We start from the raw sequence: 13144 nt of genomic DNA on the forward strand, positions 1-13144 counted from the left end.
AGAAAAGGCTGTACCCCTCATAAATTGGGGTGAAAAACACTGGCCCGGCGACGTCACCGCCGGGCTCAGATTTACAGTTGCGCTTCTATCACCTCAATCTCTTTTCGCCATTGCGCCTGTAACTGCGGTTTTTGATGTTTTGGCTTGCGCGCCAAATCTTCTTCCAGCAGCGTTTCCAGGGCAACCAGGCGTTCGAGCAGATCGTCAGACGCTGAAGAGGGTGCCTTCAATGCGTTATTCGATGCCTCAGGTACAACCGGAGCGGTGTCCTCACGCAGGCGCTCAAACACCGCCTCCGCATCGTGCCATTCGCTCAGCCTGCCGTCCTCAATCAGCCAGAAGCGGTTACAGCTCTGGCTAATTAACTGACGATCGTGGCTCACCAGCAGCACTCCGCCTTCAAACTGTTGCAGCGTTTCCGCCAGCGCCTCTTTGCCTTCCATGTCCAGGTGATTGGTCGGTTCATCCAGCATCAGCAGGCTATAACGGGCAAGCGTCAGGCCGACGAACAGCAGGCGCGAACGTTCCCCGCCGCTCAGCGTACTGACTTTTTGCCCGTGACGCGCCCACGGGAACCCGGCACTGATGAGCGCCATTTTACGGGTCTGCGGATCTGGCGCGAAAGGCTCCAGCGCATCAAGCAGCGCCGCATCATCTGGCAACTGGTGCAGCGTCTGGTCGTAGTAGCCGGGTGAGACGCGCGGATGACGCTTAAGCCGCTCGTCCGCGATCTCGTCGCGAAAATGTCGCCAGATAAGCTTCAGCAGCGACGATTTTCCGCAGCCGTTACGACCCACAATCGCCACGCGATCGCCGCTCTTCAGCCGCGCGCTGTCGAGAGTAAACAGGTCTGGCAGACCCGGCGCCGGGGGGACGCCGAGGTGAGTCATTTCCAGCAGGCGGTCGGCGCGAAGCGCGTCCCCGCGCAGGGTTAAGGTCCACGGGCTTCCCGCCGTCAGTTCCGTCTGGGTCTCTTTCAGGCGTTCGACCTGTTTTTCCATCTGCTTAGCCTTACGGGAGAGATCTTCGTTGTCATAGACCTTGCCCCAGGTCGCGAGACGCCGTGCGCTGGCCGTCACGCGGTCGATCTCTTTTTGCTCTGCCTTATGGCGCAACGCATCGCTTTCGTCTTTTGCATCGAGCGCCAGACGGGCGGCAGTGCAGGGAAGGGCAAAGGCGTGCAGCGTTTTATCGCGCAGGATCCAGCTGCCGTTGGTTACCGCGTCCAGCAGTTGCCTGTCGTGTGAGACCAGCACAAAGCTGCCGGACCAGTTTTGTAGAAACTGCTCCAGCCACAGCAGGGTCGGCAGGTCAAGGTGGTTGCTCGGTTCGTCCAGAAGCAGCAGATCCGGATCGCTTATCAACGCTCGTGCCAGCAGCAACCGCGTATGCTGGCCGCCGCTCAGCGTGGCGGAGGTTAACGCCGTTTCCTGCGTCGTGAAGCCCATTCCGGCCAGCAGCGACTCGGCTTTCCAGCGCAAACTGTCGCGCTCACCGATCGGCAGCTGCGCCAGCACCGCATCCAGCATGGTCAGGGGATAAAGGGCCTCCGGCAGATGTTGTTCCACGCGCGCCAGCAGGCAATGCCCCGCCAGTGAAACGGTTCCGGCAGCAGGGGACTGCGTCCCGTCGAGGATTTTCAGCAGCGTACTTTTTCCGCAGCCATTATCACCCAGCAGGCCGATGCGATCGCCTTTTTTCAACGTAAAGGAGAGAGAGTCGAAGAGCGTGCCGAACGCTGTATCAACGCGTAAAGAATGTGCAGTGAGTAAAGTGCTCATTGTTGCTTACCCAGGAGTTACAGGCATGTTTATGCCTCGTCAAACATCGCTGACGATAACTCAGTAAGCCCGAGAGAAGGGATTTCAGGGGTTGGTGTCTTCGCTCAAGCGGAAGTTATCGCAGCACGATACCGATAACGCTTGAGCTGGTGCGATCACCAAATGTATGTGAAACATTGAAAATTTCACAGTACAGCATAATTGGCCTCCTTATATATTCAGTAGGTTAATGGATGAAGGGAGTGTAGCGGGGGAAAATGGGTTTGGCTAGTGGGAGGTGCCGTATATTCCCCTCACCCTAACCCTCCTCCCCTTTGGGGAGAGGGCTGGGTGAGGGGCAATGCTTAAATAGAAGTACGACGATAGCTACGGTATTCCGGCATCCAGAAGTTATCGTCAATCGCCTGCTGCAACGCATCGGCAGAGGTTTTCACCGCGACGCCTTGCTGCTGCGCCATTTTGCCTACCGCGAAGGCAATTGCGCGGGACACTTTATGAATGTCTTTCAGCTCCGGCAGTACCAGGCCTTCACCGTTATTCACCAGCGGTGAGTGACCTGCCAGCGTTTCGCTCGCGGACATCAGCATTTCGTCGGTGATGCGTGACGCGCCGGAGGCGATAACCCCCAGACCAATACCCGGGAAGATATAGGAGTTATTGCACTGTGCGATGGGATAGAGTTTGTCCTTCCACAGCACCGGATCAAACGGGCTGCCGGTCGCGACCAGTGCCTTACCTTCTGTCCAGGCGATGATATCCTGCGGCGTTGCCTCCACGCGTGAAGTCGGGTTAGACAGCGGCATCACGATAGGGCGTTCGCAGTGCTTGTGCATCTCGCGAATAATCTCTTCCGTGAAGAGGCCGGTCTGCCCGGATACGCCGATCAGAATGTCCGGCTTCACGTTGCGCACCACGTCAAGAAGCGAGAGCACTTCGTTATCCGTATCCCAGTTTTTCAGGTTTTCACGCTTCTGCACCAGTTTGGTCTGGAACGGGAGCAGGTTTGGCATACCGTCGGTCAGCAGGCCAAAACGGTCCACCATAAAGACGCGGGAGCGAGCCAGCTCTTCGCTTAAGCCTTCGCGCTGGGTCTGGGCAATAATTTGCTCGGCGATGCCGCAGCCCGCGGAGCCTGCACCCAGGAAGACAATTTTCTGATAGCTGAGCTGGCTGCCTGCCGCACGGCTCGCGGCAATCAGCGTCCCCACGGTCACTGCCGCAGTGCCCTGAATGTCATCGTTGAACGAGCAGATCTCATCGCGGTAGCGGTTCAGCAGCGGCATGGCGTTTTTCTGTGCGAAGTCTTCGAACTGCAACAGCACGTCCGGCCAGCGGTGCTTCACGGCCTGGATGAAATCATCAACAAACTGATAGTACTCGTCGTCGGTAATGCGCGGGTGACGCCAGCCCATGTACAGCGGATCGTTCAGCAGTTGCTGGTTGTTGGTCCCCACGTCCAGCACAACCGGCAGCGTGTAGGCCGGGCTGATCCCGCCGCAGGCGGTATACAGCGAGAGCTTACCGATGGGGATCCCCATCCCACCAATGCCCTGGTCGCCAAGGCCCAGAATACGTTCGCCATCGGTTACCACGATCACCTTGATGTTGTGATTAGGCACGTTTTGCAGAATGTCGTCCATGTTGTGACGGTTCTGATAGGAGATGAACACGCCGCGGGAACGTCGGTAGATCTCTGAGAAGCGTTCACACGCCGCGCCGACGGTTGGGGTGTAAATGACGGGCATCATCTCTTCGAGATGGTTCTGCACCAGGCGGTAGAAGAGGGTTTCGTTCGTGTCCTGGATATTACGCAGGTAGATGTGCTTATCGATTTCGGTTTTAAAGCCCTGATACTGGATCCAGGCGCGTTCCGCCTGTTCTTCAATGGTTTCAACCACTTCAGGCAGCAGACCCAGCAGGTTAAAGCTGCTGCGCTCTTCCATGCTAAAGGCGCTGCCTTTGTTCAGAAGGGGAAACTCCAGTAAAACCGGACCGGCGTAAGGAATATAAAGGGAACGATGTTTTTTCAGTTTGTTGTCCATGTCACTCACTCTTTTTAAGAAGATCCGTCCCTGACACTGCTGTTTGTCATCTTTCTGGCCTGTGCTACGGGGTGCGGTCGGGCGGTATTATAAAGGAGCTAAATATTAATTACCGCAACACATAAACAAAAACACCACCGGGGTAACCGATGGTGTTGTGGATTTCGTACTGGAACTTACTTGCCTGCCTGACGTTTCCTGCCGGTGGCGTGGGTCACTTGCGTTTCGCTCCCCTCTTCAATAACCACTTTGCGCTGGTTAGAGAGCTTGTAGTTCAGTCCCAGAATGTGGCGTGCCTGACGGTTCGATTTCATATTAACTCCTCAATCCCGTTGATAGTTTTAAGGACAAGTTTGCTCACGCAAACGAAATGTAACCCCTTAGGTTGCAGATCCAGCTTAGCAGGTTTTTACAAAGGTGCATTTTGCCCGCTGACCACATAGTTGATGGTTTGCTGGTAGATGTCACTGAGGATGTCATTGTCTGTGGCTTCCACCCACCTGGTCAGTTCCATCAAAATGTCATCTTCGGTAACAACACCGTGCTCCGCCTGGAGACCCTGCGCAATCGCGTTAACGAGTTCGGGTTGTGCTGCTGTGGTATGTGCCGGGTAATAAGTAAACATGCTGCCTCCGTGTCGTTGTCTGTTTAATGTTACGGCGTGCAAAATCGTAATTCGCATTCAGATTGGCAAATATTTTCGCCGTTGTGGTTCAGATTCGTCCTGGAAATAAAAATATCATCTCCCGTAGCACAGAAATAAAATTCAGGGTTTCCAGCGGCGTAAATTTGTCGTTTTTTCATAAGGCATGGGCGTTGGCCAGGAAATCAACTCTACAATGCTGCCCCAGGGGGTTTGCCCATAGCAGAAAGCATTACCTTCACCTTGCTCATCCGGAAACGTGAGCGGCTTTGGCGCGGTAAACATCTCCCCGCCAGCAGCGGTGAAAGCGGCTATCGCCTTATCAAAATCATCAACATAAACAGCAAAATGCTGGAGGCCAAAGTCGCTGGCGCGGGCGGGCATTCCCTGTTCAGGGCCATGCATTTCGAAAAGTTCTATGCCGGGTCCGTGGGGCATGACGAGCATGCGAATGGCGTGAATTTTTGTGCCGGGAAATAATTTTAAGGTGTGCTGCTGGGCGGGCTGATCAATATTATCGGTTTGCGCATCGACAGAATGATATAAAACCTGGGCGTCGAAAGCGCGTTCAAAAAATAGGGTGGCTTTTTCAATGTCGGGCACCGTAATACCGATATGGTCGATGCCCCTTACTGAAGATGGCATAGTTAACTCCTGCTATAAAAAATTTAAATATAGCAGGAGATAATCAGGCTATTACCACTTCATTTCGCCGGTATTCACTTTGGCACTCAGTTCCAGCGAACTGGCTTCCGCCAGATTCGGCCACTGTTTTTTCATTGTGTTGATGACGCCGGTTGACGCTTTATCTGCCGTGAGGGCCTGTTCAAACTGCTGTAGATAGCGACGGGTAAAGTCGATAGCGCCGGTACCTGCTGGCGGTGTCCCCAGGTAGTGGCCCGGAATAACGTGTTCGGGCTTAAGGGCTGCCATGCTATCCAGCGTCTGCTGCCACTGTTTGCGGTTTTCCGGCGTTTGGGTATCTGCCGTCCAGACGTGAATGCCCCATGAGACGCCCGTGCCGCCGAGGATGGTTTTTGCGGATGGGATCCAGACATACGCCGCATAGCTCTCAGGCTCTTCAATATTCACTCTCTCACCGTCAATCATAAAGGTGGTTGAGGCAAGCACTTGCGGCACGTAGAGCTGCGTCGGCGCGCCGTCTTTCATCTGTGGCCCCCAGAAGGCGAGCTTCGCGTCTTTTGTGGCCTTGATATGGTCCACCACCTGTTGCGTGGCGACAACTTTGGCATTAGGGAAGGCTTTCACCAGCGGTTGCAGGCCGAAATAGAAATCCGGATCGCCGGAAGTGATCACGATTTTGTTCAGCGTTTTACCGCTGTGGCGAATTTTTTCTACCAGCGCTTCGCCATCTTTCACGCTGAACTGGGCGTCAAACAGTACCGCCTCTTTCGGGCCAGACACCAGGGTGGAAGAAACGGCAAAAATGCCTTTTTCCTGCGGGTTGTACGTATCAACGGTCAACGGCGCGGCAAAGACGGCCGGAGTGAAAAGGGTTGTCAGCAAAGCAAGGCGGGGGATGGTCATGGTCATGTCTCTGTTCTTCAGGAAAGTCTCTATTGTACGGATCTCTTCATTTGCCAGAATTCCTGAAACAGGAGATGCTTAGTTTCATAAATCGAGCAAATGGAGGTCAAAATGGATCGCGTTATTGCCGCCCAGGTGTACAACCGCATCTGTGAGCTGGGGAGTTTAAGCGCGGCGGCGCGGGCGCTGGGGATCTCCCGTCCGATGGTGAGCCGTTATCTGGAGCAGATGGAGAAGTGGGCCGGGGCGCGGCTGGTGAACCGCTCCACCCGCAAGCTGACGCTGACGGCGGCGGGAGAGAAGGTCCTGCAAAAGACGCGTACGCTCTCGCAAATTTCTCAGGAAATTGAAGATCAGTCAGTGAAGGATTTACCCTCAGGCACGCTTCGCGTCGCCTGCGCGCATTTCACCGCGATGCAGATTATCGCTCCGGTGCTGCCCGATCTGTTGCAGCGTTACCCTCAGCTGCGCATTGAGCTGGATGTTAATAACCATCCGGTAAGCCTGGTGGGCGAGCGAATTGACGTGGCGATCCGCATCACCGATAACCCCGAACCGGGCATGATCGCCCGCCGACTGGGAGAGTGTCGGTCCGTACTTTGCGCTTCGCCGCACTACCTTGCCAGCCGGGGCGTTCCAGAGCAGCTGGAGGATTTAGCCCGGCACAACTGCCTGCATTACAGCTTTTTTGCCGGTCAGTCGTGGCGTTTTTTGACGCCCGAAGGGGAGCCGATCACGACAGCGGTCAGCGGCAATCTCAGCGCCAGCATCTCGTCACTGCTGATGGAGGCGGCGATAAACCACTGTGGTATTGCCATGCTGCCCGAGCGCGAGGCTGACGCGGCGCTACGGCAGGGCAGCCTGGTGCCGGTGCTCAGCGCCTTTACGCCAAAACCAATCGGTATTTTTGGTATTTATCAGTCGCGAGACTATCAGCCTGCGGCGCAGCGTGTGTTCCTCGACGCGCTGGCAAACCACCTTGCCACGCGCTCGGACTAATCTGTCTTCCCTGCAAAATGGATTATGCGTCCTATACTTATCCCTTTGTAAGCCAAAAGGAGAGCAAGAATGACGATTCATAAGCACGGTTCAGCACACTGGTCTGGCGACATCAAACGCGGCAAAGGGACGGTCTCAACAGAAAGTGGCGTCCTTAACCAGCAACCTTACGGCTTTAACACCCGCTTCGAGGGCGAAAAAGGGACCAACCCGGAAGAGCTGATTGGCGCAGCGCACGCGGCCTGTTTCTCTATGGCCCTGTCGCTAATGTTGGGCGAAGCGGGTTATACCGCCGACTCCATCGATACCACGGCGGATGTCTCGCTGGATAAAACCGACAGTGGTTTTGCCATCAGCAAAGTGGCGCTGCAAAGCAAGGTGACGGTACCGGGTATCGATCCGCAGCAGTTCGACGGCATTATTCAGAAAGCGAAGGCGGGTTGTCCGGTGTCGCAGCTGTTGAAAGCCGAAATCACGCTGGATTACAAACTGAACTGATATCTGGCCGGGCAAATGCCCGGCTAACCTTTCACCGCCGCAGGGAAGACCTCGGCAAGCCACGCAATAAACACTCTCAGGCGATGTGTTAAATGCCGACTCTGTGGATAGACCACGTGAAAAGGATACGCCTTAGGACGCCAGTCGCTCAGGATCTCTACCAGCGCGCCCGTTTCCAGATGCGCTCTCGCAGCATAGCCAAACGTCTGAATAATCCCTAAACCCGCCAGCGCCGCGGCCAGGTGTGCGTTGCTTTCATTGACTCCAAGATGGTGCGGAACGCTGATCTCCAGCGGTTCATCCCGATCGAGAAACCGAAACGGGAATGCGCGTCCGGTAACGGGGGAAAGGTAGCTAATCAGCTTATGGCCGTTGCGCAGCTCCTGCGGATAGGCAGGGATGCCGTGGGTCTTAAGATAGCCCGGCGTCGCGCAGGCTATCATCCGGGCGTCACCGATATGCCGGGCGAAAAGCGAAGAGTCATCCAGCGGGCCGCCGCGGATCACGCAGTCTACGTTTCCACTGATTAAGTCTACCGGACGGTCGGCTACCCCCAGGTTGATGCGCAGGTCCGGGTAGCGCTGAAAAAAATCCGGCAGCAGGGGGATCAACACGTCCCGGGCGGTTGACCCCCCCACGTCGATACGCAAATGGCCTTTAGGCGTGCAGCACGATGCGCGAAAGGCGGTATCAATGTCCTCTATATCAATTAATACCCGCAGCGCTTTCTCGTAGTATTCCATGCCTTCTGCCGTCGTGACCACCCGGCGCGTAGTACGATGCAGCAGCCGTGTTTCCAGGTGCGCTTCAAGTGATTTTACCAGCTTACTCAGCGTAGCTATCGGCATGTTCAGGGAGTCTGCCGCTCGGGTAAAGCTTCCGGATTCAACCACCCGCGTAAAGGCGCGCATTGCCATTAGCTGATCCACACAGATCTCCTCTGATTATTTCCTGCTGTGAAAATTCATTTTCATTTTTGCCCGTTTATCACGAATCCCGCAAGATCTAAAGTCTGCCTGACGCGGGCAAACGCTCCTCTTTTACATCACAACAGAAGGTTATGAGTATGAATACAACGCTTGCAGGAAAAATCGCTCTGGTGACCGGCGGCAGCACCGGTATTGGTCTCGCAACGGCACAGGAGCTGGTGGCGCAGGGAGCGAAGGTCTATATCACCGGACGTCGTCAGGCCGAACTGGATGCTGCGCGGGCAGACATTGGCGCCGCGGCGGTAGCTATCCGCGCGGACGTCTCCAGAATGGCCGATCTGGATGCGGTTTACGCGCAGATTGCTAAAGAAGAGGGACAACTCGATATTCTGTTCGCCAACGCCGGGGGCGGCGACATGCTGCCGCTGGGCGCCATCACCGAGGAGCAGTTTGACCGGATTTTTGCCACCAACGTGCGCGGCGTGCTGTTTACCGTCCAGAAAGCGCTGCCGCTGCTCTCCTCTGGTTCATCCATTATCCTCACCGGATCGACGGTTTCAATTAAGGGGACGGCGAATTTTAGCGTCTACAGCGCCAGTAAAGCCGCCGTGCGTAACTTTGCCCGCTCCTGGGCGCTGGACTTACAGGGCCGCGGGATACGCGTCAACGTCGTCAGCCCTGGCCCCGTGAAAACGCCCGGTCTTGGCGATCTGGTTCCCGAAGAACAGCGTCAGGGATTATACGATGCGCTGGCGGCCCAGGTGCCGCTGGGTCGCCTGGGCGCGCCGGGCGAAGTCGGAAAAGCCGTGGCGTTTCTGGCGTCCGATGCCGCCAGCTTTATAAACGCCACGGAGCTGTTTGTCGATGGCGGGATGGCGCAAATCTAGCGGTTACGCCAGCAGCGTACGCTTCGGTCTCCGGCTGCGGGCTGAAGCGGCTGCGGCCGTTCGCATCCTTCAGCTGCCAGCGGGCAGCGGTCGCGGAAGTAGCAGCCATCGGGCAGGCGGCGATTACCGGGGAGATCGGTTTTGCGTAATGCCAGATCTTCGTCCAGCGGTTCTCCGGTACGGGGAACGGAGTCAAGCAGCAGCTGCGTATACGGATGCCGTGGCTTGCCCAGCACCTGGTCCGCCGGACCCAGCTCCACGATCTGCCCCAGATACATTACCGCCACCCGGTCGCTCATGTGCCGGACCACCGAGACGTTGTGCGAGATCAGCACGTAGGTCAGATTTCGCTGCTGTTGCAGGGCAACCAGCAAATTGAGGATCTGCGCCTGGACGGAAATATCCAGCGCGCTGGTGGGTTCATCCAGCACGATGATGTCCGGATCCGAAGAGAGCGCCCGGGCAATAGCGATGCGCTGGCGCTGTCCACCCGAAAACGCATGCGGCAGGCGGTCAAGATATTCCGCCCGAATGCCCACCTGCTGCGCCAGCGTCTCAGCCAGCTGACGACGCTCCCGTTCGCTGCGGCGTTGCTGTATCCACACCGGCTCGGTGATGATGCGCCAGACGGGTAAACGCGGATCGAGGGACGAGAGTGGGTCCTGAAATACCATCTGCATACCACCTGCCGCATTCGCGCGCTGACAGGCACCGGTACTCGGTTTGAGCATGCCCATCAGCAGCTGCGCCAGCGTGCTCTTTCCGCAACCAGATTCCCCCACAACGCCCAGCGTTTCGCCGCGATGGATCCGGAGATCCATGCCGTTGAGGGCGTGTACCTGCTCCGTCACACGCCCCAGCCAGTTTTTGCGCGCAGGAAAATTCACATGCACGCTATCCAGTTCCAGCAGTACCTCAGACATGGCGTGTCTCCTGTTGTGGGTACCAGCAGGCAGCCTGCTGGCCTTCTGCGCCCGTGGAAATTAAGCGCGGCGTTTCGCTGCATTTCGCTCCGGCAGCAAAACAGCGCTCGCGAAAAGCACATCCGCGCGGGAGGTGGCTGAGGTTAGGCACCGTGCCGGGAATGGCCGGAAGGATCTCGCGCGGTTCACCATTTTCCGGGGCACACCGCAGCAGGCCAATCGAATAGGGGTGTACAGGATGGTGGATCAAAGTCTGCGTGATGCCGCTTTCGATCACGCTGCCCGCGTACATAACGTACATCCGGTCACAAAGCTGCGATACCACCGCCATATCGTGACTGATAAACAGCACCGACGTCCCGCTGGCGCGCGCTTTGTGTTTCAGCAGACGCAGCACCTGACGCTGAACGGTCACGTCCAGCGCGGTGGTCGGCTCATCGGCAATGATCAGCTCCGGCTCGCAGGAGAAGGCAAGGGCGATCATCACCCGCTGGCGCATGCCGCCAGAAAGCTCAAACGGATAGCGATCCATCACCTGCGCCGCATCCGGGATTTGCATCTCGCCCAGCAGGGCGATCGCCTTCTGCTGCGCGTCGCGACGGGAAAGCGACTGATGCTGGCGGATCACCTCCACCATCTGCCTGCCAATCCGGCGCGTGGGGTTGAGCGCCGTCATCGGTTCCTGAAAAATCATCGCCACCCTGGCGCCGCGCCACTGACGAAGCTGTTTTTCCGACGCATTCAGGACATCTTCCCCGAGCAGCGTGACCCGGCCATGGTGAACATGGTAACTGCCTTCCGGCAGCAGGCGCATCGCCAGCATTGCAGTGACCGATTTTCCCGAGCCAGACTCGCCCACCACGCCGACAATTTCACCCCGGCCAATCTCCAGCGAAACGTGATTGAGCGCGTGGACGTCACCGCGAAAAATGGGGAAGCTCAGGTGCAAATCTTCAATTGATAATACGGAATCACTCATGACTGCTTCCCTCCTGATTTGGGATCCAGCAGGTCGCGAAGACCATCGCCAAACAGATTAAACCCAACTGCCGTGATCAGAATTGCCGCCCCCGGAAACGCGCAGTACCACCACTGGTCAAGCACGTAGTTACGCCCCACGGCCACCATCGCGCCCCATTCGGCGGTGGGTTGCTGCGCGCCTAATCCAATAAAGCCCAGCGTGGCGGCCATCAGAATGGCGCTGCCGATATCCAGCGATGCTTGAACGATCAGCGGCGGCAGGGCGTTACGCAGGATATGCCAGCTGATCAGGTGCCAGCGCGATGCGCCAAAGGTGCGGGCGGCCTGTACGTAGGTGAACTGGCGCACCACCAGCGTTTGCCCGCGTGCCAGCCGCACGTAAAACGGAATGCGTACAATCGCAATCGCCAGCATTGCGTTAAACAGGCTTGGGCCGAGCGCGGCGGCCAGCGCCATCGTCAGCACCAGCGAGGGGATGGAGAGCATAATGTCCATGATACGCATAATGATGGCGTCGCCGCGCCCGCCGAGTACGCCGGACAAACAGCCGAGCAGAGAACCGATGCCGCCCGCAATCACCACCACCGCCAGCCCCGCCGTGATGGACTGCTGGCTGCCCACCAGCACGCGACTGAACAGATCCCGGCCTACCTCATCGGTGCCAAACCAGTGCTGGGCTGAAGGCGCCTGCAATCGCGCGGTCAGATCCAGCGCGTTCGGATCGTGCGGGACTATCCACGGCGAGACCACCATCATCAGCAGCATCACGATCATAATCACCCCGCCGATCAGCGTGAGCGGGCTTTTGCGTAACATCCAGAACAGCTTTGCCCAGTTGATGCGCTGTTTGGCGGTGCTGACGGGGACGGGCGTTTCCTGAGTTAACATCATTCGGCACCTCCGCGCCCGATTCGCGGGTCGATCCACAGATACAGCAGATCCACCACCAGATTGACGAAGACATAGGCCAGCGATACCACGACCGCGAAGCCCATGACGGCAGGGAAGTCCAGCGCCTGAATGGAGGTCACCACCCAGGCTCCCATTCCCGGCCAGGCAAACACGGTTTCGGTAAGGACTGCCCCATACAGCAGATCGCCCAGCGCCAGCCCGAGCACGGTAATGGAGGGGATCATGGCGTTGGGTAAGGCGTAGCGCAGCACGATGTACCAGCCCGGCAACCCGCTCGCGCGGGCGGTACGAATATAATCCTCGCTCAGCTGCTCCAGCATCGCGGAACGCACCTGACGCGCCACAATACCCAGATGCACAAAGGCCAGGGTCAGGGAGGGTAGAATCAGGTGCTGTAGGGCGTTGAAAAACACCTCCCCGTTGCCTTCCAGCAGGGCGTCCAGCAGATAAAAGCCGGTAACTTGGGCAGGCGGATCGAGCCAGTCGTCCAGCCTGCCGCCGCCGGGCAGAATTTGCAGTTGCCCGTAGAACAGAACGATTACCCCCAGTCCCAGCCAGAAGGCAGGCGTCGAGATGCCCGTCATCGCCATCAGTCGCACCAGGTGATCCAGCCAGCGGTTACGGTACACCGCCGATAAAATGCCCAGCGGTACGCCAATCACCAGCGCCAGCAGCAAAGAGCAGAAGGCCAGTTCCAGCGTGGCGGGGAAAAAGGCTTTCAAATCTTCCGCAACGGGGCGACCGGTGCGAATGGAGGTGCCCAGATCGCCGTGCGCCAGCGCCTCTACATAGCGGCCAAACTGAATATAGAGCGGTTGATCCAGCCCCAGCTGCTGGCGGATGCCCTGCACGATTTCATCGCTGGCGCGGTCACCGGCCAGCAGGCGGGCCGGATCGCCGGGGATCAGGTGTGAAATAATAAAAGTAATAATACAGACACCGGCCACCACCAGGATTAACCCCCAGCAGCGCTGGCGCACGATGCTCCAGAACGTCATACA

General features: G+C 57.4%; 14 protein-coding genes. 3 read left to right on the forward strand and 11 right to left on the reverse strand.

Going from position 1 to position 13144, the window contains the following annotated elements; all coding sequences use genetic code 11:
• Window positions 1–71: 71 nt before the first annotated feature.
• From SK58_RS12820 to SK58_RS12845, 6 genes are all read right to left on the reverse strand, one after another.
• Window positions 72–1781, reverse strand: a complete 1710-nt coding sequence (locus SK58_RS12820) for an ABC-F family ATP-binding cassette domain-containing protein (RefSeq protein WP_045339969.1) — start codon at window positions 1779–1781, stop codon at window positions 72–74.
• A 344-nt stretch (window positions 1782–2125) separates the two neighbouring features.
• On the reverse strand, window positions 2126–3823 hold the full coding sequence (locus SK58_RS12825) for an NAD-dependent malic enzyme (RefSeq protein WP_006810704.1): 1698 nt from the start codon (window positions 3821–3823) through the stop codon (window positions 2126–2128).
• Between the two features lie 176 nt (window positions 3824–3999).
• Window positions 4000–4137 carry a stationary-phase-induced ribosome-associated protein gene (gene sra, locus SK58_RS12830; RefSeq protein WP_000841561.1) on the reverse strand — a complete coding sequence of 46 codons (138 nt, stop codon included), beginning with the start codon at window positions 4135–4137 and terminating at the stop codon, window positions 4000–4002.
• 95 nt (window positions 4138–4232) lie between these two features.
• Entirely contained in the window at window positions 4233–4448 is a 216-nt protein-coding gene (gene bdm / locus SK58_RS12835) for a biofilm-dependent modulation protein (RefSeq protein ID WP_015570485.1), read from the reverse strand.
• 141 nt (window positions 4449–4589) lie between these two features.
• Window positions 4590–5111, reverse strand: coding sequence for a VOC family protein (locus SK58_RS12840; RefSeq protein ID WP_017693390.1), 522 nt, complete (start codon window positions 5109–5111; stop codon window positions 4590–4592).
• A gap of 51 nt (window positions 5112–5162) precedes the next feature.
• Window positions 5163–6014 (reverse strand): Vmh family MBL fold metallo-hydrolase, encoded by an 852-nt coding sequence (locus tag SK58_RS12845; protein WP_032655607.1) that lies wholly within the window; start codon window positions 6012–6014, stop codon window positions 5163–5165.
• Window positions 6015–6125: 111 nt separating this feature from the next.
• Between SK58_RS12845 and SK58_RS12850 the strand changes: the two genes are divergently transcribed.
• Complete coding sequence (locus tag SK58_RS12850; RefSeq protein ID WP_023303768.1) at window positions 6126–7013, forward strand: LysR family transcriptional regulator; 888 nt, start codon at window positions 6126–6128, stop codon at window positions 7011–7013.
• A gap of 69 nt (window positions 7014–7082) precedes the next feature.
• Entirely contained in the window at window positions 7083–7511 is a 429-nt protein-coding gene (locus SK58_RS12855) for an OsmC family protein (RefSeq protein WP_003857069.1), read from the forward strand.
• Window positions 7512–7534: 23 nt separating this feature from the next.
• Here the strand turns inward: SK58_RS12855 and SK58_RS12860 are convergent, their stop codons facing one another.
• Window positions 7535–8440: a LysR family transcriptional regulator gene (locus SK58_RS12860; protein WP_048220020.1), complete on the reverse strand. Its 906-nt coding sequence runs from the start codon at window positions 8438–8440 to the stop codon at window positions 7535–7537.
• Between the two features lie 137 nt (window positions 8441–8577).
• Between SK58_RS12860 and SK58_RS12865 the strand changes: the two genes are divergently transcribed.
• Entirely contained in the window at window positions 8578–9327 is a 750-nt protein-coding gene (locus SK58_RS12865; RefSeq protein WP_048220022.1) for an SDR family oxidoreductase, read from the forward strand.
• On the opposite strand, the gene SK58_RS12870 is transcribed toward SK58_RS12865, so the two are convergent.
• The 4 genes from SK58_RS12870 to SK58_RS12885 are packed head-to-tail and all read right to left on the reverse strand — an operon-like array spanning window position 9324 to window position 13141.
• The gene (locus SK58_RS12870; RefSeq protein WP_015570491.1) at window positions 9324–10250 is read right to left on the reverse strand and encodes an oligopeptide/dipeptide ABC transporter ATP-binding protein; all 927 of its coding nucleotides are present in this window, start codon (window positions 10248–10250) and stop codon (window positions 9324–9326) included. The genes SK58_RS12865 and SK58_RS12870 overlap by 4 nt on opposite strands.
• A complete protein-coding gene (locus SK58_RS12875) occupies window positions 10243–11229 on the reverse strand; it encodes an ABC transporter ATP-binding protein (protein ID WP_015570492.1) in 987 nt (328 codons plus the stop codon). The genes SK58_RS12870 and SK58_RS12875 overlap by 8 nt, the downstream gene beginning before the upstream one ends.
• Entirely contained in the window at window positions 11226–12122 is an 897-nt protein-coding gene (ddpC, locus tag SK58_RS12880; protein WP_006810694.1) for a D,D-dipeptide ABC transporter permease, read from the reverse strand. The genes SK58_RS12875 and ddpC overlap by 4 nt, the downstream gene beginning before the upstream one ends.
• Window positions 12119–13141, reverse strand: coding sequence for an ABC transporter permease (locus SK58_RS12885; RefSeq protein WP_015570493.1), 1023 nt, complete (start codon window positions 13139–13141; stop codon window positions 12119–12121). The genes ddpC and SK58_RS12885 overlap by 4 nt, the downstream gene beginning before the upstream one ends.
• Between the last annotated feature and the right edge of the window lie 3 nt (window positions 13142–13144).

The organism is Enterobacter sp. BIDMC93 (genome assembly GCF_001037805.1).
Classification (GTDB): Bacteria; Pseudomonadota; Gammaproteobacteria; order Enterobacterales; family Enterobacteriaceae; genus Enterobacter; species Enterobacter hormaechei_C.

Coding starts and splice junctions, on each gene's coding strand:
- SK58_RS12820 (WP_045339969.1), bottom strand. CDS start 1,781: ATGAGCACTTTACTCACTGCACATTCTTTACGCGTTGATACAGCGTTC.
- SK58_RS12825 (WP_006810704.1), bottom strand. CDS start 3,823: ATGGACAACAAACTGAAAAAACATCGTTCCCTTTATATTCCTTACGCC.
- sra (WP_000841561.1), bottom strand. CDS start 4,137: ATGAAATCGAACCGTCAGGCACGCCACATTCTGGGACTGAACTACAAG.
- bdm (WP_015570485.1), bottom strand. CDS start 4,448: ATGTTTACTTATTACCCGGCACATACCACAGCAGCACAACCCGAACTC.
- SK58_RS12840 (WP_017693390.1), bottom strand. CDS start 5,111: ATGCCATCTTCAGTAAGGGGCATCGACCATATCGGTATTACGGTGCCC.
- SK58_RS12845 (WP_032655607.1), bottom strand. CDS start 6,014: ATGACCATCCCCCGCCTTGCTTTGCTGACAACCCTTTTCACTCCGGCC.
- SK58_RS12850 (WP_023303768.1), top strand. CDS start 6,126: ATGGATCGCGTTATTGCCGCCCAGGTGTACAACCGCATCTGTGAGCTG.
- SK58_RS12855 (WP_003857069.1), top strand. CDS start 7,083: ATGACGATTCATAAGCACGGTTCAGCACACTGGTCTGGCGACATCAAA.
- SK58_RS12865 (WP_048220022.1), top strand. CDS start 8,578: ATGAATACAACGCTTGCAGGAAAAATCGCTCTGGTGACCGGCGGCAGC.
- SK58_RS12870 (WP_015570491.1), bottom strand. CDS start 10,250: ATGTCTGAGGTACTGCTGGAACTGGATAGCGTGCATGTGAATTTTCCT.
- SK58_RS12875 (WP_015570492.1), bottom strand. CDS start 11,229: ATGAGTGATTCCGTATTATCAATTGAAGATTTGCACCTGAGCTTCCCC.
- ddpC (WP_006810694.1), bottom strand. CDS start 12,122: ATGATGTTAACTCAGGAAACGCCCGTCCCCGTCAGCACCGCCAAACAG.
- SK58_RS12885 (WP_015570493.1), bottom strand. CDS start 13,141: ATGACGTTCTGGAGCATCGTGCGCCAGCGCTGCTGGGGGTTAATCCTG.